Origin of the sequence: Roseivirga thermotolerans, assembly GCF_014653175.1 — a bacterium.
GTDB lineage: Bacteria > Bacteroidota > Bacteroidia > Cytophagales > Cyclobacteriaceae > Roseivirga > Roseivirga thermotolerans.
Window position 1 is genome coordinate 633,550 of sequence record NZ_BNAG01000003.1, and the last position, 26,097, is coordinate 659,646.

The 26,097-nt window shown below is 39.9% G+C and carries 22 protein-coding genes; 19 read left to right on the plus strand and 3 right to left on the minus strand.

Translation table 11 applies throughout. The annotated features are described in order from the left end of the window. Positions 1-142 precede the first annotated feature (142 nt). Positions 143-2,965, plus strand: coding sequence for a S8 family peptidase (locus tag IE164_RS12780; RefSeq protein WP_189630621.1), 2,823 nt, complete (start codon positions 143-145; stop codon positions 2,963-2,965). Positions 2,966-3,121: 156 nt separating this feature from the next. Here IE164_RS12780 and serA read toward each other — a convergent pair whose 3' ends face one another. Genes serA through IE164_RS12795 form a run of 3 tightly spaced genes read right to left on the minus strand, consistent with a single transcriptional unit; the run spans position 3,122 to position 7,790 of the window. After that, complete coding sequence (gene serA / locus IE164_RS12785; protein ID WP_189630821.1) at positions 3,122-5,014, minus strand: phosphoglycerate dehydrogenase; 1,893 nt, start codon at positions 5,012-5,014, stop codon at positions 3,122-3,124. 5 nt (positions 5,015-5,019) lie between these two features. Then, the gene (locus IE164_RS12790; RefSeq protein ID WP_189630622.1) at positions 5,020-5,379 is read right to left on the minus strand and encodes a hypothetical protein; all 360 of its coding nucleotides are present in this window, start codon (positions 5,377-5,379) and stop codon (positions 5,020-5,022) included. Then, positions 5,376-7,790: a penicillin acylase family protein gene (locus tag IE164_RS12795; RefSeq protein ID WP_189630623.1), complete on the minus strand. Its 2,415-nt coding sequence runs from the start codon at positions 7,788-7,790 to the stop codon at positions 5,376-5,378. Before IE164_RS12795 ends, IE164_RS12790 begins: the two co-directional genes overlap by 4 nt. Before the next feature lie 153 nt (positions 7,791-7,943). Between IE164_RS12795 and IE164_RS12800 the strand changes: the two genes are divergently transcribed. The 18 genes from IE164_RS12800 to IE164_RS12885 all read left to right on the plus strand — a co-directional run bounded on the left by IE164_RS12800 (position 7,944) and on the right by IE164_RS12885 (position 26,092). Continuing rightward, positions 7,944-8,483, plus strand: a complete 540-nt coding sequence (locus IE164_RS12800; RefSeq protein ID WP_189630624.1) for a KdsC family phosphatase — start codon at positions 7,944-7,946, stop codon at positions 8,481-8,483. Position 8,484: 1 nt separating this feature from the next. Beyond that, positions 8,485-9,330, plus strand: a complete 846-nt coding sequence (kdsA, locus tag IE164_RS12805; protein WP_189630625.1) for a 3-deoxy-8-phosphooctulonate synthase — start codon at positions 8,485-8,487, stop codon at positions 9,328-9,330. Then, the gene (locus tag IE164_RS12810) at positions 9,327-10,178 is read left to right on the plus strand and encodes a polysaccharide biosynthesis/export family protein (protein ID WP_189630626.1); all 852 of its coding nucleotides are present in this window, start codon (positions 9,327-9,329) and stop codon (positions 10,176-10,178) included. The genes kdsA and IE164_RS12810 overlap by 4 nt, the downstream gene beginning before the upstream one ends. After that, positions 10,178-12,613: a polysaccharide biosynthesis tyrosine autokinase gene (locus IE164_RS12815; RefSeq protein WP_189630627.1), complete on the plus strand. Its 2,436-nt coding sequence runs from the start codon at positions 10,178-10,180 to the stop codon at positions 12,611-12,613. The genes IE164_RS12810 and IE164_RS12815 overlap by 1 nt, the downstream gene beginning before the upstream one ends. Further along, on the plus strand, positions 12,610-13,458 hold the full coding sequence (locus IE164_RS12820) for an ABC transporter permease (protein ID WP_189630628.1): 849 nt from the start codon (positions 12,610-12,612) through the stop codon (positions 13,456-13,458). Before IE164_RS12815 ends, IE164_RS12820 begins: the two co-directional genes overlap by 4 nt. An 81-nt stretch (positions 13,459-13,539) precedes the next feature. After that, on the plus strand, positions 13,540-14,820 hold the full coding sequence (locus IE164_RS18540; RefSeq protein WP_229838673.1) for an ABC transporter ATP-binding protein: 1,281 nt from the start codon (positions 13,540-13,542) through the stop codon (positions 14,818-14,820). 11 nt (positions 14,821-14,831) lie between these two features. Further along, positions 14,832-15,716 (plus strand): class I SAM-dependent methyltransferase, encoded by an 885-nt coding sequence (locus tag IE164_RS12830; protein ID WP_189630629.1) that lies wholly within the window; start codon positions 14,832-14,834, stop codon positions 15,714-15,716. A gap of 36 nt (positions 15,717-15,752) precedes the next feature. Next, a complete protein-coding gene (locus IE164_RS12835) occupies positions 15,753-17,054 on the plus strand; it encodes a CDP-glycerol glycerophosphotransferase family protein (protein ID WP_189630630.1) in 1,302 nt (433 codons plus the stop codon). Then, a complete protein-coding gene (locus tag IE164_RS12840; protein ID WP_189630631.1) occupies positions 17,051-19,450 on the plus strand; it encodes a PEP/pyruvate-binding domain-containing protein in 2,400 nt (799 codons plus the stop codon). Before IE164_RS12835 ends, IE164_RS12840 begins: the two co-directional genes overlap by 4 nt. A gap of 87 nt (positions 19,451-19,537) precedes the next feature. Further along, the gene (locus IE164_RS12845; protein WP_189630632.1) at positions 19,538-20,068 is read left to right on the plus strand and encodes a gamma-glutamyl-gamma-aminobutyrate hydrolase family protein; all 531 of its coding nucleotides are present in this window, start codon (positions 19,538-19,540) and stop codon (positions 20,066-20,068) included. Further along, positions 20,058-20,810, plus strand: a complete 753-nt coding sequence (locus IE164_RS12850) for a phosphocholine cytidylyltransferase family protein (protein ID WP_189630633.1) — start codon at positions 20,058-20,060, stop codon at positions 20,808-20,810. The genes IE164_RS12845 and IE164_RS12850 overlap by 11 nt, the downstream gene beginning before the upstream one ends. After that, the gene (locus tag IE164_RS12855) at positions 20,807-21,337 is read left to right on the plus strand and encodes a hypothetical protein (protein ID WP_189630634.1); all 531 of its coding nucleotides are present in this window, start codon (positions 20,807-20,809) and stop codon (positions 21,335-21,337) included. Before IE164_RS12850 ends, IE164_RS12855 begins: the two co-directional genes overlap by 4 nt. Continuing rightward, entirely contained in the window at positions 21,338-22,072 is a 735-nt protein-coding gene (locus IE164_RS12860; RefSeq protein ID WP_189630635.1) for a formyltransferase family protein, read from the plus strand. 48 nt (positions 22,073-22,120) lie between these two features. Then, the gene (locus tag IE164_RS12865; protein ID WP_229838674.1) at positions 22,121-22,516 is read left to right on the plus strand and encodes a sugar 3,4-ketoisomerase; all 396 of its coding nucleotides are present in this window, start codon (positions 22,121-22,123) and stop codon (positions 22,514-22,516) included. Further along, on the plus strand, positions 22,482-22,934 hold the full coding sequence (locus tag IE164_RS12870; protein ID WP_189630637.1) for a sugar 3,4-ketoisomerase: 453 nt from the start codon (positions 22,482-22,484) through the stop codon (positions 22,932-22,934). The genes IE164_RS12865 and IE164_RS12870 overlap by 35 nt, the downstream gene beginning before the upstream one ends. Further along, on the plus strand, positions 22,912-24,099 hold the full coding sequence (locus IE164_RS12875; RefSeq protein ID WP_189630638.1) for a formyltransferase family protein: 1,188 nt from the start codon (positions 22,912-22,914) through the stop codon (positions 24,097-24,099). The genes IE164_RS12870 and IE164_RS12875 overlap by 23 nt, the downstream gene beginning before the upstream one ends. 9 nt (positions 24,100-24,108) lie before the next feature. Then, a complete protein-coding gene (locus IE164_RS12880) occupies positions 24,109-25,203 on the plus strand; it encodes a DegT/DnrJ/EryC1/StrS family aminotransferase (RefSeq protein WP_189630639.1) in 1,095 nt (364 codons plus the stop codon). 4 nt (positions 25,204-25,207) lie between these two features. Beyond that, positions 25,208-26,092 carry a glycosyltransferase gene (locus IE164_RS12885; RefSeq protein WP_189630640.1) on the plus strand — a complete coding sequence of 295 codons (885 nt, stop codon included), beginning with the start codon at positions 25,208-25,210 and terminating at the stop codon, positions 26,090-26,092. The last annotated feature ends 5 nt before the right edge of the window (positions 26,093-26,097 follow it).

The window sequence follows — 26,097 nt, forward strand, 5'->3', positions numbered from 1 at the left end:
AAATATATTAAAAAATAAAACTAATTAATGTATTATGCTTGTACTTTAGTGTGAATTGCTGAAAAATGTATTTAAACTATTTAATTTGTGTATTAACATATCAAGAGGTTATTTAGCAATATCATTAATAAATTAAATTAGCTTGAAGACTGTAGCTAATCGATTACTCTGTGCATTAATTGCCGTATTCTTTTGGGGGAATTCAGAGTTGGTTTTAGCTCAGGTTAACACTGCATATTCCTTTTTTGAAAGAGAAACAGTGCTAAAGGAAGTGAAGGCTCGACCTGATGATTTTTATGCTATTCAGACTAATTCACATGCTTCCTTACATGGGCTTAAGATACTTCGCCCACTTGCCAACGGATGGTTTATTATCGATGGCTTAGCGGCTAAGGCTATCGACCCATCAACCGTTCAATCGGTGTGGAAGGTTGGCAATTCCTGGAAACTCTCGGCCAATGTTGCTCTGGAAAATACTATGGGCACATATGTGGTAAAGGGGCTTAGAACCGAAGTATTAAGAGAACGACTTGATGCAGAAGAGATAGATTACCGGTTGACTAACCACTCTGCATTTATTGTAAGGCTGACATCGGAGCAGCTGCAACATATTCTCCAATGGCCCGAAGTACATTATGTGGGCAATGAGCAGCTCTTTCCGATATGGGAGAGCAAGGTGTTAGATTTGAACCTTGTGCCCAACAGAGTAAGGCAATTGTTTCATCACTACCCCAATCTGAAAGGACAAAATGAGTTAGTCTCTATTAAAGAAAATGGGTTCGACCCGAACGATTTAGACCTTTGGGGCCGAAGTGTGACGACACCACGTACGGCCGAAGATACAGATAACCATGCCACAGAAATGGCCACTATTATTGCCGGAACCGGAAATACTTCGGTGTTAGGTTTAGGTGTGGCCTCCAAGGCTTCGCTTACTTCTTCTTTTCCACAAGACCTCTTTCCCGATGATCCAGAGTATTTTAATGATTGGGGTATCCAAATTCAGAATCATAGTTACGGTACGCGCATTGAGAATTTTTACGGTGCTTTGGCTTCGGCCTATGACGAGCATGCCTGGCAAACACCACCTGTTTTGCATGTGTTTTCATCGGGCAACTTAGGTTTGGAAACAAGCAGCGAGGGGCCTTATGCCGGGTTGACCGGGTATGCCAATTTATCGGGTAATTTTAAAATGGCTAAGAACACCCTGCTGGTGGGAGCTGTAGATACCCTTGATCGTCCGGTGTTGTTTTCGAGCAATGGCCCCACCTATGATGGAAGAGTTAAACCCGATTTAGTTGCTTACAGTATGTTTGGTTCGTCCAATTCTGCCGCGCTGACTTCTGGTGTAGCGGTGCTATTGCAGCAAAAATATAAGCAGATAAATAACGAACCAGCTCCGGCCGCTTTGCTGAGGGCTTTGCTAATAAATGGTGCTGATGATGTGTTTACGCCAGGACCCGATTTTAAAACAGGATTTGGCAGCCTCAATGCTTTTACAACCATGAGAGCACTTGAAGAAGAACGGTATATATCAGGAGTGTTGTCAAATGGAGTTGTGAATAATCATACGGTCCAAATTCCGCCAAACATTAGTGAATTTAAGGCAACACTGGTTTGGACCGATCCTGCCGCTGTGGTGAATAGTGACAAGGCTATTGTTCATGATTTGGATTTCAAAGTTTTGGATGTGCAGAGTAACGTTTGGCAACCTTTTGTTTTAAATCCTAATCCATCCAATCTTTCCGATGAGGCCGTAACAGGTCGGGATAGCCTCAATACCGTGGAACAAATACGAATTTTGAACCCTTCGCCCGGTTTCTATACCTTGAGGGTGGAGGCTTTTAATCACTTGGGCGAAGATCAACCCTATGTTATTGCCTACGATTGGAAGGCGGCCAACCAGTTCAATTGGGTGTATCCTACGGGTTCTGATCATGTGCCTTACAACGGTGAGACCACGGGTTATCTACGATGGAATAGTACGCTGGCTGCTCACAGTGGTGAGCTCTGGCTTACACTTAATGAAGGAGACACCTGGCAACAGATTGCTTCCGGCATAGACCTTCGGGCGGGTTTGTTCCGATGGCGTGCACCGGATACTACGGCTACTGCTCAACTCAAAATGGTTGTGGAGGGTAATGAATACCTTTCGGATGAGTTCGTGGTCCATCGTACCACTGTTCCTCGTATCGGGTATTTCTGTGGGGACTCTACTCGCATAGCCTGGAAGCAATTGCCAGCAGCGATGAGCTATGAGGTACTTAACTGGAACAATGGTTCCATGGAAACTGTGCTAAGCACTACCGACACGGCTGCGGTTTTTCAATCGGGTGGTTTGAACTCCCGGTTCCTCTCGATTCGTGCGGTACTAAAAAACGGTAAGAAAACTTTGGCCAGCCTGTCTGTAAACTATGAATTTGGAACGGGATGCTACTTGAATTCTTTTTTCATTACGGAGCAGCAAGAAGGAGGAGGAGTGGAGCTGGAGTTGGCCTTGGGAACTGTGGCGGGCATTGAGCAAATACGTTTTTTACACAGAGAAGGGGTGGAACCAATGAAAGAAATAGGAGTGGTTGCAGCCGGGAATTTTGGAACTACCATAACTTTTGTTCATGATAGTCCGGCTGATGGATATAATGGTTACAGGGTTGAGCTTCATTTCGAAAACGGAGAGCAAATTCGATCGGAAGAGTTAAGCACGTATTGGTTGAATAAAGTTTCGGCTGCGGTGTTTCCTAATCCTGTTGAAGCAGGGGGAGACCTGAATGTCTATCTTCGTGATAACCCGGTGACCCATCGAGCCTTTTTTACGCTCTACAATAGTTCCGGTCATGTGCTTCTTACCGAACCAATTGTGGCCAGAGGCTATAGTTTTAGAATACCAAGCCTTTCAAGAGGAATGTATTTTTATACCGTAACCAACGGTTTGAATAGTCAAAGAGGGAGACTGGTGGTGAAGTAATGAGCATCTAAATAGCGCATTGTCGCTTTGGCAAGTCAATGCTGAAATGAAACTACCTCACCTGGGTTTAAACGGTTTTGAGTTTTAGACCCAAACCGGAAACAGCCCTTCCATCGCTTTGAGACTTGTTTCTGATCTCTCCCTTACGGAGCTTGACTAGTATAGTACCCTGAACTTAATGGTGTGCTCAATCTTCTTCAGCGCAGTGATTAAGTCCTTGTCATAAGCCTTGTTGATGTCGGTGATCACATACCCAACAGTTTCATTGGTTTTGAGATATTGCCCATCAATGTTGGCATCGTGTTCGGCCAGAACTTTGTTGATTTTGGCCAGCACTCCCGGTTTGTTAGAGTGAATGTGAATCAATCGGTGTGCATTATTCAGTTTCGGTAGGGTGATATTCGGGAAATTCACACTCAACGCGGTATTACCGGTGTTGATATAATCCATGATTTTGTTTGGAACAAAATCCGCTATGTTTTCCTGGGCTTCCAGGGTGCTTCCGCCAATGTGTGGAGTTAAAATCGTGTTAGGTAGGCCAATTAACTCCGACTCAAACGGATCATTATTGCTTTTGGGTTCTTCCGGGAACACATCTACACCGGTTCCCCTAATTTTGCCCGATTGTATGGCAGCTTTTAAGGCGGGCACATCCACTACCGGCCCCCTGGCCAGGTTGAGGAAAATAACCCCGTTCTTCATGAGGTCGAAGTGCTCTTTGGTAAAGAAGCCGGTGTTTTCCGGCCTTCCATCAATGTGCAGTGTTACTACATCGGCCAGCTGCAATAGTTCTTCAAGGCTTTCGCATTTGGTAGCATTGCCCAGGGCCAACCGTTCTTCTATATCGTAGTAGTGTACTTGCATTCCCAGGTTTTCGGCTAAAACCGAAAGTTGTGAGCCAATGTTGCCATAACCGATGATTCCCAGCTTTTTACCCCTTATTTCAAAGCTGTTGCTGGCTGTTTTAGACCATTTTCCCCGATGCATATCAGCTGACTTATCGGGAATGCCCCGCATGAGCATAATGATTTCTGCTATGGCCAGCTCAACTACCGACCGCGTATTGCTAAAAGGAGCATTGAATACGGCCACACCTTTGGCAAGGGCGGCTTCTAAATCGATTTGATTAGTGCCAATGCAAAAGGCACCAATGGCCATCAGCTTGTCTGCCGCTTGTAACACCTTGGCTGTAACCTGTGTTTTGGAGCGTATACCAAGTACATGGATTCCCTTAATTTTTTCAACTAGTTCATCTTCATCGAGGCCTGCCGGATAGCTTTCTACAGAGAAACCATCGGCTTTTAGTTTGGCCAATGCATTGGGATGAACATTTTCCAGCAGGAGCATTTTGATCCTGTTTTTGGGGTATGAAAGGGCTCCACTCATTTTATTATCAAAAAGAATTTCGTCAAAACTAGGGGCTATATGATCGGCATAGGCTTTTACCTGGTCGCGTTCTATATTCTCGGTAAAGGCATAGAACTTTTTGGCCACACCGGCTTTCTTAACTTCATAGTCAGTATAGCCATCGCCAATCATATGAATTTCGCCTTCGAGGCGCAACTGCTCAATTTGCTTTACCTTACCACCATTGGAGGAAAGGACATTTTGCCTGTTGAAATCAGTAATGTTTCCTGATGCATCGAATACAAAGTCATTGGCAAAAACGTGCTCGGCTTTTATTCCTAAACCGGTTACCACCGGCACTATGAACTCTTTAAAACCATTGGAGACAATGTAGGTTCTGTCGGCATATTGTTCAAAAAAGTGCTTGTTTCTGCTTACCGACCTGGAAACGAGTTTTTTTAACCGGGTCACCAGCTCGTCCAGGTGTTCTCTTCTGGCATCGAGCAGACGGATTCTGGCTTCTAAAGACTCACGTAACGATAACTCTCCGGCCATGCCCAAATCAGTGACTTCTTTTATTTTTTGAAGTCTTTCTACTTTTTGAGGGTGTCCTGTCAGGGCAATTTCTCCCAGAATATCGAGCGCTTCTACCTGAGTAAAGGTGCTATCAAAGTCTATTACAAAGTGTACATTGGTAGTTATTGTATTCATCGGTTTTCCTTGCCCATCATTAGTCGGCATTGGTTGCCAAAAACTGCAGCCACTCCTGCTGCTATACCACCCAACAGGCCTGTTATCAGAAGCAAGAGCACCACATTTCCATTCAGGAAGAATAGTGTCGCAATTTTTCTTGCCAGAATAAAGTCGTTCGGGTTAGATAGCAACCAGGCGTTGACTATCCAAAATAAGGCGATTGCCAGAAAGGGAACAAAGAAGACGGCTGCTTTTCGTAGGCGAACGATTGCACCACTAATGAAGCCTGCAAGCATAACGGCCCACCAGGGTAGAAACATGGAAAATGTGATGCCTAATACTAAGGTGAGTATAAAGTTGGTGAGCTTTTTCATTGTTTTGGGTTTAGCGTTTGGGTGAATAAAACACCGGTAGGGTTTTCGGTAGATTGCATAAATTGGAGCTCCAGATATTCGCCAGCAGCCCAAATATCAACCAGGTCATCATAGTATTTGCTGCCCGGGTTGCCCGATTGCCCCCCCGGGTACACTCCTAATGCTTTGGGAGGGTCAGACATTTCTACTATCATTCGCCAGGAAGGGCCATGATTTCTTGATGTAGCATTTACAATTCCGCTGTTACCCCCAATGGGAAGGTTGAAGCGTGAGAAAGCCGGTAAGGCCTGAAGCAGGTGACCTACGTAGGTAGCTTTGACATCACCCCAATTGTAATTACCCAGTCGTTCTTTCCAGGTGTTTAGCTCCTTTACTCCTTCTTTGAATGAAGCCACAAACAGATCGGTGGCAGTTTCTATTTCGGGGGTGTTTACTCTGTCCATAAATGGATCGTCAGGAAAGTTTTTCAAAAGGTTAATGGTTTGATAGGTGAAGGGAGGAACCATTGCCAGGGTATCTGCCCTCAACTCGTCCCAGACCATTCGGTTGAGTTTGCTCCACCAGGCTTCCCAAACACTGGCACCTTTAGAGTCAGTGTTGTTGTAGAAGTTCCATGCTTTGGCATCGTTCAGATAAGCCAATTCTTCTTCAGACAAACCGTCAGTTGGCATTACTTTTAGCATATGAGGAAGCAATTCTGCGGCTTTCAGATTGTAGTTGTTGTTGTGCAGGTCTTTAAAGTCCTGAATGGTAAATTTCTTTTTAGACCTGAAGAAATCGTTTATTACCCGGTTTCTGTACATTTCGTACCCATCGTTGAATACGTAGTAAGGATAACTTTTGTCTACCGGGTGTTGGTTGGCCGAGCTCACAAAGCCTCTTTCCGGATTCTTTACATGTGCATTATGCGCCTGTGGAATCCATCCCTGCCAATCATGCTCAGGATTGGTTCCGTCCATTAAGAATTTACCCTGCCCCTTCCATTTATTAGGGAACCTTCCCTGAATCCATAAGGCTATATCTCCATCTCTAGAAGAAAAGACGAAATTTTGGGCCGGAGCTACAAAATGAACGAGAGCAGCTTCATACTCATGGTAGTTTCTGGCTCCGTTCAACTCAATTAAAGTTCTTTGATTATTTCCGCCCAAATGCCCTGTCCATTGCATGGCATATCCCATTTTCTGTCCATTGCCTTTAAAGGAGGTGTCATAACTCACGGGGCCATGGTGAGTGTATACAACCGTATCGTAAAAGGTCTCTCTTCCTCGTATAACAATCTCTTCTACTCTTTTGGTCGTTGGTTTCCATTGATTGTCGTGCCAGTATTCCTCTCTTTTTTCGTCTTTGAATTTTATTTTATACCAATCTCTTACATCACGTGTGGCGTTGGTAACTCCCCAGGAAATGTGGTTGTTAAAACCAATGACAATGCCCAGGGCTCCGGGCAAGGTAGCTCCAAAAGTGTTTTTCTCAGGGGTAGCGAGTTGCATTACATACCAAATGGAAGGAAGATTAAGCTGCAGGTGAGGGTCGTTGGCCAAAATGGCATTACCTGAATAAGATTTATCAGGCCCTACCGCCCAGTTGTTACTACCATTATCCGGGTTTGGTTTATGCAAAACATCAGTAATATAATCCATTGGAAAATCTCCTTCAGGAGTGTCTGGCACAGTAACTTCCCAATCACTCCAATCTGTTTCGGCTGGTATTACAGGGTCATTTGCATCAAAAAAATCAGGGAAAAGAAAGTCGAAACGCTCTCTTCCATAGTTGTTGATAAAGTTGGTAAACTCAAGGTCAGTCTCATATCCGGCCAGCATGTCTGTCATATACATTAGCAGTAGAGCTGTTTTTTTGAGTGTCCAGGGCTCTGGAGCATAATCCAAAAGCTTATACTCAACCGGGTATTTACTGGGTGACAAAGACTCTATATAGCTATTGATTCCATCGCGATAAGCCTTCAGGTACCCCAAAATTTCCGGATCTTTCTGCATGTTTTCCAAGGCTTTTTCGGCTCCAAAGAGCATTCCCTTTCTTCGCTGACTTCGGTCATAATCCAGGGCCGCACTACCCACAATTTCAGAGAGTCTTCCGGCCGATGCATGCGTTTGAAACTCCATTTGCCAAAGCCTGTGCTTCGCGGTTATATACCCTTGCGATCGGTATAAGTCTAAATTGTTTTGAGCAAAGACATGAGGGATGAGGTGTTTGTCGTAATGTACTTTCACCGGTGCTGAAAGGCCTTTAATACTGAGCTCCTCTGTGTTATCTTCAGAAACATCGTTTAACCAGATGCCTTGGTTGGGCGAAAGGAACTTACCGAGAGGGGGTAAAGGGTCAATTTTAGTGTTTAGTGCTAGGAATACACTCAAAGCCAAAAGAAAGGATAGTAAGAATTTTAGAAGCTTCATTGTCGATGAATTTGCTATGAATATAAGGTGATTTTAATGCAAATAGCTACATAGAAAGAGAACAAGTTCCAACATGATGTCTTCCGGGTTTGGTGGAAGTGAAGGTTTCTGTTGTGAGCTTTCTGCTAATCGTTCTACCTTTGTCAGATACACATGAAAGACTTTTCAAAAGAATTGACCGAGAGGGCCAAAAAAATCAGAGCTATTTTCTTTGATGTTGACGGAGTGCTAACCAATGGTAGTATTATTTACGACAACAATGGCTTGGAATCCAAGCACTTCAATGTGAAAGATGGTCAGATTATCAAGTACCTGAAGCAGTACCAAATCGCAACGGTAGTAATTACCGGGCGCGATTCCAGAGTAGTCAGAAACCGATGTAACGAGTTATCGATAGACAGGCATTACCACGGGGTTAAGGATAAAGGGGCGGTGTATGAAGATTTGAAAAAGGAGCTTCATTTACACGATAGTGAGATAGCCTATATTGGAGACGATATTAACGATTTACCCATTTTGAGTAGGTGTGGATTGAGCTGTACTCCGGCCGATGGTCATTGGCAGGTAAAGGAGCATGTTCATTGGGTACTGTCTAAAAAAGGTGGTGAAGGGGCTCTTCGTGAACTGGCCGATATGGTATTGTTGAGTCAGGGTAAGTATGAAGAAATTATTAACAAACTCTTGAAAGCATAAGATGAAAAAATTTGAGGAAGGGTTTCAACTGTCTGACAGTATTACGGTTGGCTCAGGTAAGATGGTTTTGTTTGCCGGACCATGCGCTGTGGAGTCTTATGAGGTGTGCGCGCGCGTGGCAGAAACCCTTAAGGAAATTTGCTTGAGGCTCGATATTCAGTATATCTTTAAGGCATCGTTTGATAAAGCTAATCGTACTTCGGCAAAATCCTTTCGAGGAGTAGGGTTAGACGATGGTCTACGAGTATTAGACCAAATCAAGCGTGATTTCCAGTTGCCGATAGTCACTGACATTCATGAGTCTTACCAGGCTAAACCTGTGAGTGACGTGGCGCAAGCATTGCAAATTCCCGCTTACTTATGTCGCCAAACAGACCTGCTTTTAGCGGCTGGTGAAACCGGTAAAACGGTGAAAATCAAACGCGGACAGTTTATGGCACCGGAAGATATGCAGTACGCAGTAAACAAGGTGAAATCTACAGGAAACGAAAAGGTTATTTTGACTGAAAGAGGAGTATCTTTTGGCTATCATAATTTGGTGGTAGACATGAGGGCACTTCCTGTAATGAGACAATACGCTCCCGTAGTTTTTGACGTTACCCATAGTGTGCAGCAACCCGGAGGCATGGGAGGGAGTTCAGGAGGGCAAAAGCAGTTTGCTCCCTATTTAGCCAGAGCGGCCGGAGCAGTGGGGGTCGATGGGTTCTTTATTGAGACTCATCCCAACCCGGAGAAAGCTTTAAGTGACGGGCCAAACATGATCCCTCTGCATAAAATGAATGATTTTCTGACCATGGCCAAAGCGGCCTTTGAAATGGGTCAGCAAGCAAATAATGACGTTGAATGAAAACAAGAAATAGAAAAAGCCCTTTAGCCCTAAAGCTAATGGGCTTTCTTTTTGTGGTGCTTCTGGTAAGTAGCTGTATTCCCAATGAAAAAATTGTGTACTTACAGAACAAGGAAGACGACCCTGCTTTGGCCAATGATACATTGATTGAACTAAAGAGAATTGACTACCGTCTTCAACCCAACGACATTCTTCTGATTAACTTTTTTTCCAAAGAGACCCAAGCTGTTGAGGATTATTATCCGATTTTTCAGAGAAGAGCCATGATGGGGCTAGGTGGGGGAAATAACAATAATGGAAATAATATCCTCAATGACCCTTACATGACTGGTTATCATATCGATAAAAACGGAGAAATAGAAATTAACGGTATAGGTAGAATAAAGGCGGCAGGATTAACTACCGATGAACTAAAGTACAGCATTGAAGATATAATTAGAACGAAAGATGGTGTAATGGATATTCTGGTTGGGGTTAAGCTGCAAGGAATTCCCTTTACAATTTATGGAGAGGTGGGGTCTCCTGGTAGTAGAGTAGAAAGAGTTTATGAGCTCACCTTACTGGAGGCCATTGCTACTTCTGGCGATTTGACCTTGAATGCCAATAGGGAACACGTGATTTTATTGAGAGATTATCCGGATGGTGTTAGAATTCATGAGATTGATGTAACAGGAAGAGCTATCATTCCCACCGAGTACTGGTTTATTCAACCGGATGATGTGATTTATGTTCCCCCTTTAAAAATTCGTGAGTTAGGTGTTGGTACCAGTGCCTTACAAAACCTCTCAGTAATTGTTTCTGTTATATCCAGTACAACATTGATTATTAGTTTATTGACCAGATTCTAATGGCAGGATCCGAATTCGATTTTTTTGATGAAAGCAATACAGGTTCGGGCGGGAGTTCAGGGAATATAGATCCTGTACTTATTCTTATAAAGGTAATAAGGAACTGGCCGGTAATTGTACTATCCTGTTTGCTAGGTCTGCTGGTGGTATTTATATATCACCGATATACGACCGAGCGGTATGCGCTGAAAGGATCGATTATGATTCCTGAGGAGAACCCAAACATAGCCTCCCAATTCTTTACCGACTTTATAGGTGGGGGCTTCAGTCCTAACTTTCTCAATGAGCTGGAGGTACTGCGGAGTGTAGATATTACTGCTGCGGCTATAGATTCTCTCGATTTTGGTATCGAATATTATTCAAAGGGAAGAATAAAAACCATTGAAGAATATAATACGCTTCCGTTTACCATATTTCCTACAGAAGGTCATAAACAGGTCTATAACAAAGAGTTTCTTATCAGCTTTACTGACAACAATAGTTTCAGACTTACATTTGCTGATAACGACAATCATGAGAAAAGTGAATTGTATCGTCCTAATAGCCTTATAAGTACGGATGAATACAGTTTCACGGTATTCTTCAACCGGACGGTCGATTTAAAAGATAAGAGCTATACTTTTAAATTTCGCGACAAGCAAAGCCTTGTTAATGAGTGGAATAGCCGATTGAAAGTAGACTATTTACGAGCCTTTACTACTATAGCCGAGTTAAAACTTACCCACAGTGAACCAAAGAAGGCAGCAGCTTTTATTAATACTGTGATGGACGTCTACAGAGGCTTGGAGCTTAAGCGAAAGGACGATTTAGCTGACAAAACACTATCCTATATAGATCGTGAGTTAAGGATTCTTGATGACACACTTTCTATCTATGAAACTAAGTTGGATAGAGTGAAAGTGGAAGAAAAAACCCTTAGTTTAGATAATGTCGGAAGTAAGGTAGAGTCGCAGTTGCTTTCACTGGAACGAAGAAAAGGAGAGGTGTTAGCCTCAATTCGGCAACTTCAACAGAACCTCGATTTTTTGGCAGATAGTACGAAATTTGAAGAAGCTTTTGTGCCGATCACTGTAACTGGCGATGATATGTTTGGCACTTACATTGAGCGTTTGCAGAAGCTATTGGTGGACAGGAGCAAACTTTTGATTACTCTGGCTCCGAAACATAAAATGGTAAAGGACATTTCTAATGAAATAGACGGCTTAGTCTCTCTGATTAGAAATAGTGCTCAAGTGCAAATATCAGGCTTCAATGAGGAACTAAAACAGATAGATAAAGATATTAAAGTAGCTGAGAGGGAGTTTGAGAATTATCCGGAGAAGCAGCGAAAACTAACAGATCTCCAAAGAATATATAATGTTTATGTGAGCATGTTTCAGTTCTTGAGACAAAGAAGAGCTGAGGCTGGAATTGCCAAGGCTGGAAATGAATCCAATGCTCAAATTGTTGACAAGGCGGTTTCTAATGTAAAGGCTATTTACCCCAATAAACCATTTAACTATGCTATTGGAGCGGGAGTTGGCTTAGGGCTTCCACTGCTTTTCTTTTTCCTAAGGGAAGTATTGAACGATAAGGTAGAGTTCAGAAAGCAGATCGAAAAGCTAACCTCAATACCGGTAATTGGTATGATTGGCCATAATAAGTATGAGGGCAACCTTGCAGTGCTTAAGCATCCTAAATCGATTATGTCTGAGTCCTTTCGGGCCATTCGATCGAATATGGCGTTTTTTGGAAGAGATCGAAAAATACAGACTGTCTTAGTAACCTCCAATGCCTCCGGTGAAGGCAAGTCTTTTTGTTCGCTCAACCTAGCTTCCATGTTGGCAGTTTCAGGCAAAAAAACCGTACTGATTGGTTTGGACTTGAGAAAGCCGAAACTCTATGACGATTTTGGATTGACCAACGACTTTGGAGTTTCCAACTATTTGGCCGGTTTTGTAGATAGGGATAAGATTATTCAAAAGACAGCTTACGAAAACCTAGACTTAATAGCTGCCGGGCCTGTGCCTCCTAACCCCGCTGAGTTGCTCATTTCAGATGAAATGAAGGAACTGATCCAGTACCTAAAGGATCATTATGAACAGGTGATTATAGATACACCACCGGTGGGTATCGTAGCCGACACATTCAACCTTACTCATCTGGCCGACCTCAATATTTTTGTGGTTCGCCAGAACTATACAGTAAAACAGGTATTTCCATTTTTGAATGATATTACCAAAAAAGGTATTGTGAAAAATGCCACTTTACTACTCAATGACTTTAAGGTAAACAGAGGCTATGGCTATGGTTACGGTTATGGCTACGGCTATGGTTACGGTTATGGCTATGGCTATGGCTATGGTTATGGCTACGGTAATTATGGTGGAGGCTACTATTCGGATGAGGAAACCCAAAGTAGTAAAGGGAATTTTTTAAAGAGATTTAAACGTTGAGACAGGAAAGAGTAAAAACTGTAATTGAACCAAGATCTGCCTGGTTCGATCTAAAGTTTCGTGAAATAGCTCAATACAAAGACTTACTCTTCTTATTTGTCAGGAGAGATCTTGTAGCCCAATACAAGCAGACAATACTAGGCCCATTATGGTATTTTATTCAGCCCATTTTAACCACACTTACCTACACGCTGATTTTTGGGAATGTAGCAGGACTCTCAACTGATGGATTGCCAAAAATGTTATTCTACATGGCTGGTGTTACATGTTGGCGTTACTTTTCTGACTCTCTGAACAAAACCTCTAATACATTCACCCAGAACGCTCAGATTTTTGGGAAGGTGTACTTTCCAAGGGCTATTATGCCCATTTCTATTACGATTACCAATTTGGCCATGTTTGGTATTCAGTTGCTCCTTTTCTTTGGCTTTTATGCATTTTATGTCATTACCGGGCAGTTTAGTTTGAATCTACAGCCAGAGTTGTTTTTGTTTCCACTACTTATTGTAATAATGATGTTGTTGGGTCTTGGCTTTGGTTTTATTCTTTCTGCCCTTACAACTAAATATAGAGACCTGAAATTTTTGATTACTTTCGGAGTACAGCTACTTATGTATGCTACTCCGGTCATCTATCCTCTATCTAGCTTACCTGCTAAGTACAAGCCTTTTATTTTGGCCAACCCAATGACTCCTATTATTGAGACGTTTAGGTTCATGTTTCTGGGTTCAGGTAGCATGAATTATATGCATTTGGGTTACTCAATTGTGTTTGCAATAGTACTGTTTCTTATTGGCCTCATTATTTTCAATAGAACAGAGAAGAATTTTATGGATACTGTATGATCCATAATTTGAGTGATTATTCTTTTCAGGCAATCAAGAAATGTAAGCTGAATGAAAAATTACTAATCGATTACTAAGAGAGTGAGTGACATAGCGATTAAAGTAGAGAACCTTTCCAAGCAATACCGACTAGGTGTTGTTGGTACCGGCACCATAAGTCACGATTTGAATCGTTGGTGGGCCAGAATTCGAGGCAAGGAGGATCCCTTCCTTAAAATTGGCGAAACTAACGACAGAAGTAAGGCAGGAAACTCGGACTATGTATGGTCTTTAAAGGATATAAACTTTGAAGTAAGGCAAGGCGAGGTACTAGGAATTATTGGTAAGAATGGAGCCGGTAAAAGCACGCTGCTTAAGATTTTATCTAAAGTTACCGGTCCTACTACCGGGAAAATAACCGCTTTTGGCAGAATAGGAGCTTTGCTGGAAGTGGGTACGGGCTTTCATCCTGAACTTACCGGAAGAGAAAACATTTTTTTAAATGGGGCCATTCTGGGTATGACCAAGGCCGAGATTAAATCCAAACTTGATGAAATAGTAGATTTCTCTGGCTGTGCACGCTATGTAGATACGCCCGTAAAACGATATTCTTCTGGAATGAAGGTGCGCCTGGCATTTGCTGTTGCAGCTTTCTTGGAGCCTGAGATTCTGATTGTTGATGAAGTGTTAGCTGTGGGAGATGCAGAGTTTCAAAAAAAGGCCATTGGTAAAATGCAAGACGTGAGCAAAGGGGAAGGTCGAACCGTTTTGTTTGTGAGTCATAATATGGAGAGTGTAAAAAAACTCTGCACTCGCGCAATTGTATTAGAGAATGGACAAGTGAAGTTTGATAGTGATGCTAATTCAGCAGTTAATTTTTATGCAAATGCACAGAAGCTAAAACTCAATTTACATAGTAATTCAGTTTGGAATTTTGAAGATGCTCCAGGGAATGAGAATATAAAAATTCTTAATATTAATGTTTCTCCTATAAATGGTGATGTTCTATCGATCAGTTCAGGGATAAAAATTGAGTATAGTTTCTATAATAGAAAAGAAGATATTAATCTAGCTACTACAGTACAGGTTACAAACCTCAAAGATGAAATCGTGATCCATCAAGGACACAAACTAGCCTATAATCCGAAGTCAAGAAGAGGGGTTTATACAATATCGTTCCATATACAGCCCTATATACTTAATGCTGGACACTACAAACTAGGTCTTATCTTTGGAGAAAATGCTAGGTACGTACTGTGGAAGGTAGAAGAGTTTATTGCGTTTGAACTATCTTCAGAGTTCGAAAAAGATTTGCCTAAGGTATTACCAGGGACACTCTATTTAGATATGAGTCCTGAAGTGAATTTCGAACCAGTAGGATAGAATATGTTTGTATGAAAAGAATACTGAATTTTTTAAAAAAGGTCCCTGTTATAAATAGAATTATTGATTCAATTCTTGAAAAAAGAAGAAGTTATTTAATTCTTAAAAAAGGTGAGAACCTTAAAAGCTACGATTATTTAGCTGTGTACTTGACCAAGTTAGATAAAGCGCATGCCAAGAAAGATCGTGATCTTAAAAAACTCCATAAAGACCTCAATAAACTAAGGAAGCAACAAGTTGAATCATGGAATTCTTTTGTCTATTGTAAAGGGTATTTTTATCAAGGGTATAAGAGAGTGGGTATCCATGGGATTAAACCGACTGAGGCAAGAATGAAGAGCTATGATGTATATGATTTCTTTAACGCTAATGGTAGGGTATTAGATATCGGCTCAAATAGTGGCTTCCTTTCGATTTACTTATCTGATTATTACAAAGAAGTTGTAGGGATTGAACTAAACCCTTATCTGATAAGGATGGGTGAATGTGTTAAAAATCATCTTGGAGTTCGAAATGTTAATTTTATTAAGGCAGACTTCATGAGCTACAGTTTCAATAATCAGTTTGACGCGGTTTTCTCACTTTCGAATCACTTTACGATAGATGGTAATTTGAACATGAGTTTTGAGGATTATATATATAAGATATACAATTTACTCAATAATGGAGGAGTACTTTTTTTTGAGAGTCATAATATTAATGGAGATGATAGTGATCTTGATCAAAAGTTCCTTATCGCAAGCCAATATTTTGATTTAAAGAAGTACAAAATGGTGAAGGCTTTTTATCCAGCGGATATCGATAAGCTATTTGCAGTGTTCATTAAGAAACCTTCTATATCTGAAAAATACTCATCTTTTAGTTTGGATAAGGCGAGGCACGAATATGAGTATTGAGCTCCTATTCTTTATTGTTTATCTACTTACAAACAATTGAATCAGTTTAAGGATACGGTAAAAAGCTTTTTGAAGTCTTTAGGTATTTGGAGCTTCTACATATCCTTCAATGAGTATCAACGCAATCGAAGTTTAAGTAAGACTCAAAGGGCTCAGCTTAGGAGAATAAAGTCTGCTGGACAGGTTAAAGTGTTTTTCCTAGTAATTCATGACACGATTTGGAAGTATGATTCTCTCTTCCGCCTCTTGCAAGAAGATAGTAGGTTTTTACCTTATATTGTTGTAATTCCTTTCGTTAGAAACGGTCAACCAGATATGGAGCTTTACAAGAAAGTTGTAAAGTTTTTTGGAGATAAAAACTATCCTAGGTTGTCTGTATACAATAGGGATAATAATGAATGGTTGGATTTACAAGCTACTTATCAACCAGACATCGTTTTTTTCACCAATCCACATCGACTTACTTTTGAGAAGTATTACTCACAAATATATAATAGCGATGTGCTTACTTGTTACGTACCATATGCATTCGTAGTAATCCATTCATTACGAATTCACTATGCACAGGAAATTCATAGGCGACTATGGAAGTACTTCGTTGAAACAAAAACCCATGGGAAGTATGCCACAAGTTTCTTAGGTAAGTTTAATAACCGTGTGGTTGTTACAGGTTACCCAGCGTTAGATACTATTTTTGATTCCAGCTATTCGCCAAAAGATGTTTGGAAGGTGAAGGATAGGAAAAGCGTCAAGAGAATTATTTGGGCACCTCACCATAGTATTGAAGGTCAAGGGAGTAAATTGGATTACTCTTGTTTTACTCTCTATGCCGATTGGTTTATAAAACAACTTAGAAATAGAAGTGATATTCAAATTGCCTTCAAACCGCACCCGCTATTAAAGGAAAAGCTATATAAGCACCCCGATTGGGGTAAGATGAGAACCGATAGCTATTATAGGAGTTGGCAAAATCTACCCAATGGTCAACTGGAGGAAAGCGAGTATTTAGATCTTTTCTATTATTCGGATGCAATGGTCATGGATAGCGCTTCATTTATGGTAGAGTATCTATATTTCCATAAGCCCATAATGTTTCTAGTACATGACGAATTGGTATCAGAAAGGTTCAATTCGTTTGGTAGAGAGGTTTTCTCACATCTATATCATGGTAGAAATAGTAATGATATCAGTGATTTTATAGATGATATTGTAATATCTGGCAATGATAGTCTAAAGAATCAAAGGGAGCATTTCTTTTTTAACGAGGTACTTCCCAAGGGCGAGAAAACGGCCAGTGAAAGAATATATCATGAATTGAAAAACGTTTTATGTCCTTGAAATCAGAGATCAACTATAAACTTACCGGAACAAAAGCCGAGACTCTTCATATTTTGTCTGAGGCCGGCTATAATGTGCCGAAGATTTACTTTTTTACTACCAAAGATTGGCATACTAATAAGCAGAAGGTCATTCTTGAAATTATAAGACAATTTAAAGACAGTGGCAAATTGGCTGTCAGAAGCAGCTCAATCGCAGAAGATACTATTAACTCTTCAATGGCTGGGGCCTTTACCAGTCTACTAAATGTTTCCTGTAAGGAGTCTGATTTAACTGCCGCCATAAATCGGGTAATAGGTTCATATAATGAAGAAGAGTCAAATCAGGTTTTGGTTCAACCAATGGTGACAAATGTGGTAATGAGTGGAGTGGTAATGACTCAGGTTCTAGACGATGGGTCTCCTTACTACGTGATTAACTATGATGATAAGTCTGGTTTGACAGATACTGTAACGAGTGGTAGCTCAATTAACAAAACTGTATATATATATAATGGAGTAAAGGAAGAAGATTTTGACTCTGAACTACTGCTTAAAGTACTTAAATTGATTAGAGAGCTTCAGTCAACATTCCCCGATATTCCACTTGATATAGAGTTTGCAATTGACTCTGAAGGTTTAGTACACCTTTTACAGGTACGTAGGATAGTTACGGTTGATAAATGGGATAAGGCCATAATAAGTCAGGTATCGTCCAGAATGATATACTTGAGGCAATTTATTCATGAGGCCTTCAAGCCCCGTCCAGATCTATATGGCAGCACCACATTGCTGGGATTTATGCCAGACTGGAATCCTGCAGAGATGATTGGAGTATTACCTCACCCTCTTGCTAGGTCGCTTTACCGAAAGTTAATTACCCAATCAACTTGGCAACTGGCTCGCGAGCAAATGGGGTATCGCAAAATGCCCAAAATGGACTTAATGGTTTCACTTTTCGGAAGGGTTTATATAGACGTAAGAAAGAGTATCAACTCTTTTCTACCGGACGGATTACCGGGAGGTATAAGTGAGAAATTAGTAAATGCATTTGTGGATAGACTCAATCGTAACCCTCACCTTCATGACAAGATAGAATTTGAAATAGTTCATACTGCCTTTGATTTCTGTTTCGAGGAAGACTTTGAATCGAGATATAGCGGTACTCTTAACAGGGAGGAGTTTTTGGTGTACAAAAGTTTACTGAGAAAACTTACCGAAGATGCAGTCATAGATAAATTTAATAGTTCTCTTAATCGTTCACTAAGAACCATAGACCTTCTGAAAGAAGCCCAGTTATTTCAGATAGGTTCTTCAGAAGAAAAGAACTCTTTTTTACTCGCAAGTTGTATAAGTAAATTAATTGATGAATGTATTGAGTTGGGGACATTACCATTCTCAATTTTAGCAAGACATGGTTTCATAGCAGAGTCACTCTTGAGGTCTGCAGTGAGAAAAAATGCTATTTCGAAAGAACGACTATTAGAATTCAGAAGAAGTATAATTACTATTTCTGGTAAGATGAGTGAGGATTATTCGTCAGTTATTGAGGGTAGATTAAATAAAGATACTTTTCTTCAAACCTATGGTCACTTAAGACCTAGTAGCTACGACATACTCTCTCCTAATTATTGTAATAGACCCGATTTGTTTTCTGAAGCTCGCGTTATGAGTGGAAAGGAATGCAAGTCTGAATTCAAACTAACAAACAAAGAAGAGTCTCAATTGAATGTACTGATTTATGAAAGTGGGTTTAATGGGATTGATGCTAAAAGACTTATGCATTATGCAGAACAGTCTATAAAAGGCAGAGAGTATGCCAAGTTTATTTTTACCAAGCATTTGTCAGATATTCTTGAGTTAGCAGCTAAATGGGGTGAGTTAAAGGGATTTTCTAGGTATGAGGTTTCAATGCTGGAGATTGAGGACATCCTGAATATGTTATTTGAACCTCTCACAAATGACATTAGACCCTATTATCAAGATAAAATTTCAAAAGCGATCGAAAACTACGATATAGCTTCTTCTTTTAAGTTGAGTTACCTCATTCGATCTGTTCGTGATGTCCATATTGTTCCTATGCAACGAAGTGCAGCTAACTTTATAGGAAATACCAGAATAGAGGCTGAGGTTGTACTAATTGAAGCAAGTAGCAGAAGTGCTCCAGACATGGAGGGAAAAATAGTATGCATTGAAGGAGCAGACCCTGGTTACGATTGGATATTTACTCGTAAAATAGGCGGGCTTGTAACCAAATATGGAGGTGCCAACTCTCATATGGCCATTAGAAGTGCTGAGTACGGTATTCCGGCAGCAATAGGGTGTGGAGAGCAACCTTTTGAACGAGTATTGAGAGCCAGGAAGTGCTTATTGGATTGTAAAAGCAATCGACTTGAGCCCATAACTATTCAAAGCTAAATGAGGATTGGGATTACAATGAGAATTACAAGGGCAGATTCCTACGAGGAATATAGGGACTCCATTGCCCAAGATTGGAATAAGTTCATGGCTTCTAAGTTCTCAAAGGATCAGTATATGTTCATTCCTAATATAGAAGATTCGGTTACAACCTTTGTCCGAGACTGGGGAATAGACATGATTTTTTTGTCTGGTGGAGAAGATATTGGTACCGACAAATCAAGAGATAATACTGAAACAATGCTGATTAAGTATGCTTTAGATTCCAAGATACCTTTAATAGGCGTTTGCAGAGGTATGCAAATGATTAATGCTTTTTTTGGGGGTAATACTGTAGATGGAGGAGAGACATTCAGAAAAAGACACGTTGCGCATGACCATGAGATTTTCTTCTTAAAGAAAAGAAGAGTGGTCAATTCGTATCACTCTCGAAAAATCACGGAGAATAGTCTTGGCAAAGGGTTGTCTGCTTTGGGCTTTGACTCAGTGGATGGAACGGTTGAGGCCTTGGGATATAAGCATGTATTGGGACTAATGTGGCATCCCGAAAGAGAGAGGGATATAGATAAAGATACAGCAGATATTATTATAAATCACATTCGTGAATATGGAAAATAAAGCAATTATCCTTGCCGCAGGAAGAGGTTCAAGAATGAAGGAACATACTGAGACGAAACCCAAGTGTCTTACTGAACTAGCTGGAAAAACCTTATTAGATTGGCAAATTGAGGCGCTGAGAAAGGCTGGGATAGAAGATGTCTATGTGGTAAGAGGTTACAGGAGTGAATTGATAAATCGGCCAGGATTACAGTATATAAAAAATGAAAGATGGGCAGAGACTAACATGGTCGCTTCGCTTTTTTGTTTTGACTCTTCAATAAGAGAACCTACCATTATATCATACTCAGATATTGTCTATCATAAATCTCATATCGAAGAGCTTAAGAAAGTTGAGTCAGATATAACGATTACTGCCGATAAGGAATGGTTCGCACTTTGGAAGCTTAGATTTGAGAATCCTTTTGAAGACGCTGAGACATTCATTACCAAAGATGGAAGATTAAATGCTATAGGAGGTAAAACTCATCACTTCAATGATATTGAAGCTCAATATATGGGCTTGATTAAGTTATCTCCCAAAGGGTGGGGAATTGTACGGTCTGTTTATGATGAGTTGCCTCAAGAGAGGAAGGATAATATTGATATGACTTCACTACTAAATTTACTTCTTGAAAAAGGAGTGCCAATTAATGTGGTTTATGTTAAGGGTCAGTGGTGTGAGGTAGACTCTTATGATGATGTATTATGTTATGAAAGAGAGTTGAATAAAAACCCGGAATGGGCACATGATTGGCGATGAAATATAAATATCTATCAACACAAGTGCCTCGAGTCAAAATTGACTATTCATATTCGGTTTTTGAGGGGGAGAGGTTTTTGGATGCTTGGTTTACAAGTAGGCAAGTAGTACAAGGTAATAATGATTCTGTTTGTTACAAACTAAATCGAATAACTGGCTCTAGCACCGAAGGTTTGTTTTTAGAGTGGATAGGTATTAAAAACAACAAAGGTGAACTCAACAAAGAAAAATTAAACCTACTAGTCAAGAGGTTCGAGGTTACAAAGAAGATATACTCATCCTATGACGAAAATTTTAGGCCTAAGGATAAGAGCTTGTACAACGAGTATAGGTTGTATCAGCTCTTTAGCTTAGTCTTATGTAAGGAGTATGCTGATTCAAACCGACTTCCACTGCTAAATGCTCTTCTTAAACTAAATGATATTGTTTTGAGTGTGTATGAGATAGGTGAGGAATTGGATGTGGAATTGCTAAGAGAAACGTTAGCTCAAGAAGTAAGATTTGTCTTAGAACTTAGAAGGGATTAAATGTCGAATAATAAAAGAATAGTGCTTTTGGCTGGAGAGACGAAAAGAGCACGAACCTATGCCCAGCAATTGGAGAGAGTTTGGCAACTCGATCGGAATGTTGAAATTCTAGGTGTGTTCTATGGTCAAACGCTGAGAACTTGCCCTGAGTCTCTTTTAAACGATGAGACTGGTGAGTATTTTGATAAAGAGAATATCTTTATTCCAGATTTAAACGAACCCATTGAAAAGACATTTGATCGGAATGGGTGGATTTACCATAAAATTATTAGCGATGATGTAAATTCGGAGGAGTTATTGACGCTTTTAGAATACTTATCGGTGGATGTGGTGGTTTATGCAGGCTATGGTGGGCAGATTTTAAAAGGCAAACACTTTAATGGCAAAAGAAAGTACCTCCATATGCATCCAGGAAGTTTGCCCGATGAACGCGGCAGTACAACTCTATTTTACAGCATCCTGAAAGGGCATAATTGCACAGTAACATCATTCTGGATGACTGAAAAGATAGATGATGGTGAAATTCTATACCAGGAAGAATATGTAGTTCCTAATAAAGGAGTTGATTTGGACGGTTGGTTTGATCATGTAATTCGTGGGGATTGCTTTTTCAAGACCATGAAGCGGTACTTATCAGGAGAGTTGAGCTCTTTTAAAGTAGATACATCTAAGTCTGAGGAATATTACATCATACATCCGGTTTTGAAGCACGTGGCATTAATGGGTTTAACCTGATTTGGAATTTGTATTTGATCTGATTTGAGTTTTTGTAGAGAGTTGTTGTTGCCTAAAATAGAAGATATTCGTGGCAACCTTACTTTTTTTGAGGTGGGTAGTAACTTTCCTTTCGAAATTAAAAGGGTGCATTGGATTTATGATGTACCTGGAGATGAGGAAAGGGGAGGTCACGCACTCAGACATAGCCATGAGGTGATTATAGCCTTGTCCGGAAGTTTTGATGTAGAGGTATTCAACGGCAAAGACTTTGATATATTTCCTCTTAGAAGATCATACAAAGCTCTATATGTTCCTAACCTCTGTTGGAGAAAATTGACGAACTTCTCCACTAATTCACTGGCACTAATAGCCTCTTCAAACTTTTTTGATAAGACAGAATATATCTATTCAATAAAAGAACTTGCAAATGACTCGGAGTTTAAGAAAAAGTACGGTCTTTGATTGTTCTATTCTAGATTTAGATAAGGCTCATACCTTGAAAGGTAATCTTACGGTTGTTGAGAACCTGAAGAATATACCGTTCGAAATAAAACGAGTTTACTATCTCTATGATGTTCCTGGTGGGAGTGAGAGAGGTGGACACGCTCATATAGAGTTACAACAATATCTAATTGCTGCTAGCGGAAGCTTTGATGTTAAATTAAGTGATGGTACTAATACAAGAACAGTTTGTCTGAATAGACCATATTATGCCCTTCACATTGTTCCTGGAATTTGGAGAGAATTACAGAACTTTAGTTCGGGTTCAATCTGTCTTGTGCTGGCTTCTCACCCCTATGACGAAACCGATTATGTTCGAAGTTTTGATGAGTTTATCGTAGCAAAAGAGAGAAATAATGATCATATGCGTTGCAGGTAAACATGCTCTAGCTGTAGAAAGCCTAAAGTATCTTGTTAAAGAATTTCCAGAGTTTAATTACTGTGTAGTTCCATCTGATACTGATGATGGTTGTACTTCTTGGCAACCATCACTTAAATATGAGTCTCATAAGTTGGGTATTCCTAGTATAAAATTAGAAGAGGTCTATCCATTGGATAAACTAATATTTTTCTCCTTTCAATTTGATAGAATATTAAAGCCGGGATTGTTTAGTTCAAATATGCTCTTTAATATTCATTATTCACTTCTGCCATTTTACAAAGGGATGTATCCAGCCGTACATCCAATTTTAAATGGTGAAGAACAAACAGGAGTGACTCTTCATAAGATAGATCATGGTATTGATACCGGGGATATAATTGATCAAAAGATTGTGAAGATTGATCACTGTGATACCAGCCAAGATTTATATCTGAAGCTTACCGAGGCTGGTGTTCAATTATTTAAAGAAAATGCTAGAAAACTATTGTTGAATAAGTTTGTAGCTTCTTCACAGCCGAATCGTTTAGGTTCCTATTATTCTGTTAACTCGTTGAATTTTAGTAACCTGTGTATAGACTTTAATAAAACGGCAATAGAGGTCCATAATCAGTTTAGAGCCTTTTCATTTAGGCAGTACCAGTTACCAACTTTTAATGGAAGGAGAATATATAAGACATCTGTAACCAATGAAAGAAGCGTACAAAAACCTGGCTCAATAATAACTGATGATTCAGTTAAAACTGTGATATCATCAGTCGATTATAACCTTGAGTTGTATAAAGATTATTACGATGAACTTTGGTTGGCTTGTATCAATGGTAGTCTTTCTCAGGTAAAGACTTATGCTTCAAGAGTATATGATATTAACTTAAGGAATAATCGGGGTTGGAGTGCGATTATACTGGCAGTCTTCCATGGACATAAGGAAATAGTTCAACATCTGATTTCATTGGGGGCTGATGTCAATTGTACTAACTATAGGGGAACAACCCTCCCAATGTATGCTCTCACTTATTTCAAAAATAGTGGAGATCCCAGCATGTTACATTTGTTAGGAGCATATGAACTAGATATCAAGTTAGAAGATGAATCTGGTAAAAGTATATTTGACTACTGTGATGAAACACAAGCGGTTCTTCTCCAAAAAGCGTTCAAGTCTTAATCCTCCAAAATGGACATAAAATTTTTGTCGTTCGATAAGATTAATAACCAGATTGATCAAGAGTGTTTAGAGGCATATAAAAGAGTGTTTGATTCCAGATGGTACATTTTAGGGGAAGAAGTAAATACCTTTGAGTCAGAGTATGCTTTATTCTCTGAAACTAAATATGCGGTTGGTGTATCAAATGGTTTAGAGGCTTTGCACCTCTCTTTGCGAGCTTTAGGCGTTGGAGAGGGTGATGAAGTTATCGTTCCTTCCAATACCTTCATCGCCACCGTTTTAGCGGTAAGCTATACAGGGGCTACTCCTGTATTTGTCGAACCTCGAGAAGACACATTCAACATTGACCCTGAGAAAATAGAAGGAGCAATCACGAGTAGAACGAAAGCCATTATTCCGGTTCATCTTTATGGGCAAGCCTGTGAAATGAAGCAGATCATGGAAATAGCAGATAACTATAAGATATATGTTGTTGAAGATAATGCTCAAGCTCAGGGCGCAACTTTCAATAATAGAAAAACGGGGAGTTTTGGCCATGTCAATGCAACCAGTTTCTATCCTGGTAAAAATCTTGGTGCATTAGGGGATGCTGGTGCTATAACAACAAATTGTTCAGAATTATATCAATCGCTTAAGACAATAAGAAACTATGGCTCAGAAAAGAAATATCATAATCAAGTAATCGGATATAACGCTAGGCTAGATGAGATTCAGGCAGCATTCCTTTCTGTAAAACTTAAGTATTTGAACGACTGGAATAAGGAACGAAAAAAGATTGCTAAATGGTACAATGAAGGTATTATTTCAGACAAGGTTATTAAAAATGAAATTGCTCAAGGAGCTACTTCAGTCCATCATCTATACGTGATTCGAACAGATCGAAGACCAGAACTACAACAATTTTTATCTCAAAAAGGAGTTGAAACACTCATTCACTATCCTATTCCTCCGCATCTTCAAGGGGCTTATAAATACTTAGGCTTTGCAGAAGGAGCTTTTCCAATTGCTGAGAAACTTGCGCGTGAGGTTTTAAGCTTACCACTTTATATTGGAATGAAGAAGGATGAAGTGGATTATGTATGTGATTTAATTAATCGGTTTTGATATAATGAACAGAGTTGAAGGACCATTGGTGAGTATAGTAGCTGTTTGTTTCAATCATGAGCAATTTCTTATTGAAACCTTGAATAGCATAAGAAGCCAATCATATTCAAATGTTCAATTAATTATTGCTGATGATTGTTCAAAAGATAACTCAGTAGATGTTATTAATCGCTGGATTAGGAAACACTCTGTTAATTGTGAACTTTTGGTTCATGATGTCAATCAGGGGGTATGTGCGACACTAAACGAAGCTTTTAATCTAGTACGAGGACAATACTATCAAATGATTGCTTGTGACGATGTTATGCTCCCTGATAAGATTGAGAAGCAGGTGTCTATTCTAGAAAAACATAAGGAACTATCTGTCATTCACTCTTCAGCACATCGAATAAATGAAGATGGTGAGGTTCTTGATTATAATTTCATTTTAGGAGAGAATTTGGAGGGTATGCAAAATTCCCAACTTCTACTTGAAGGTATGATAAACTCCAGTAAAATTATTGCTCCTACAATATTGTATAGAACCAAGCATTTACCATCAAAGCCTCTGTACGATGAGTCCTACTTGTATGAAGACCTCTACTTAAATCTTAGACTTCTTATTGAAGGTAGAAAGTTTTATTTTATAGATGAACCTTTAGCAAAATATCGTGTCTCAAGTACCTCCTTGATTAGGAATACTGAATTGAAATCTCGATTAATGAGTGACAGAATGAATATTCTGAGAGAGCTATTACTGGGGATTGATAGTAGGATTGATTATGAGCTTTTTACGTATTTCAATAGTCATATTGGTTTGAAGCAGGCTTGTTTAGATTTCATTTCAGGGAGAATTGGTTTGCAACAATTTGGTATGAAGCTAAGATCACGGCTCCTTAAGAAGAAATAGTTAAT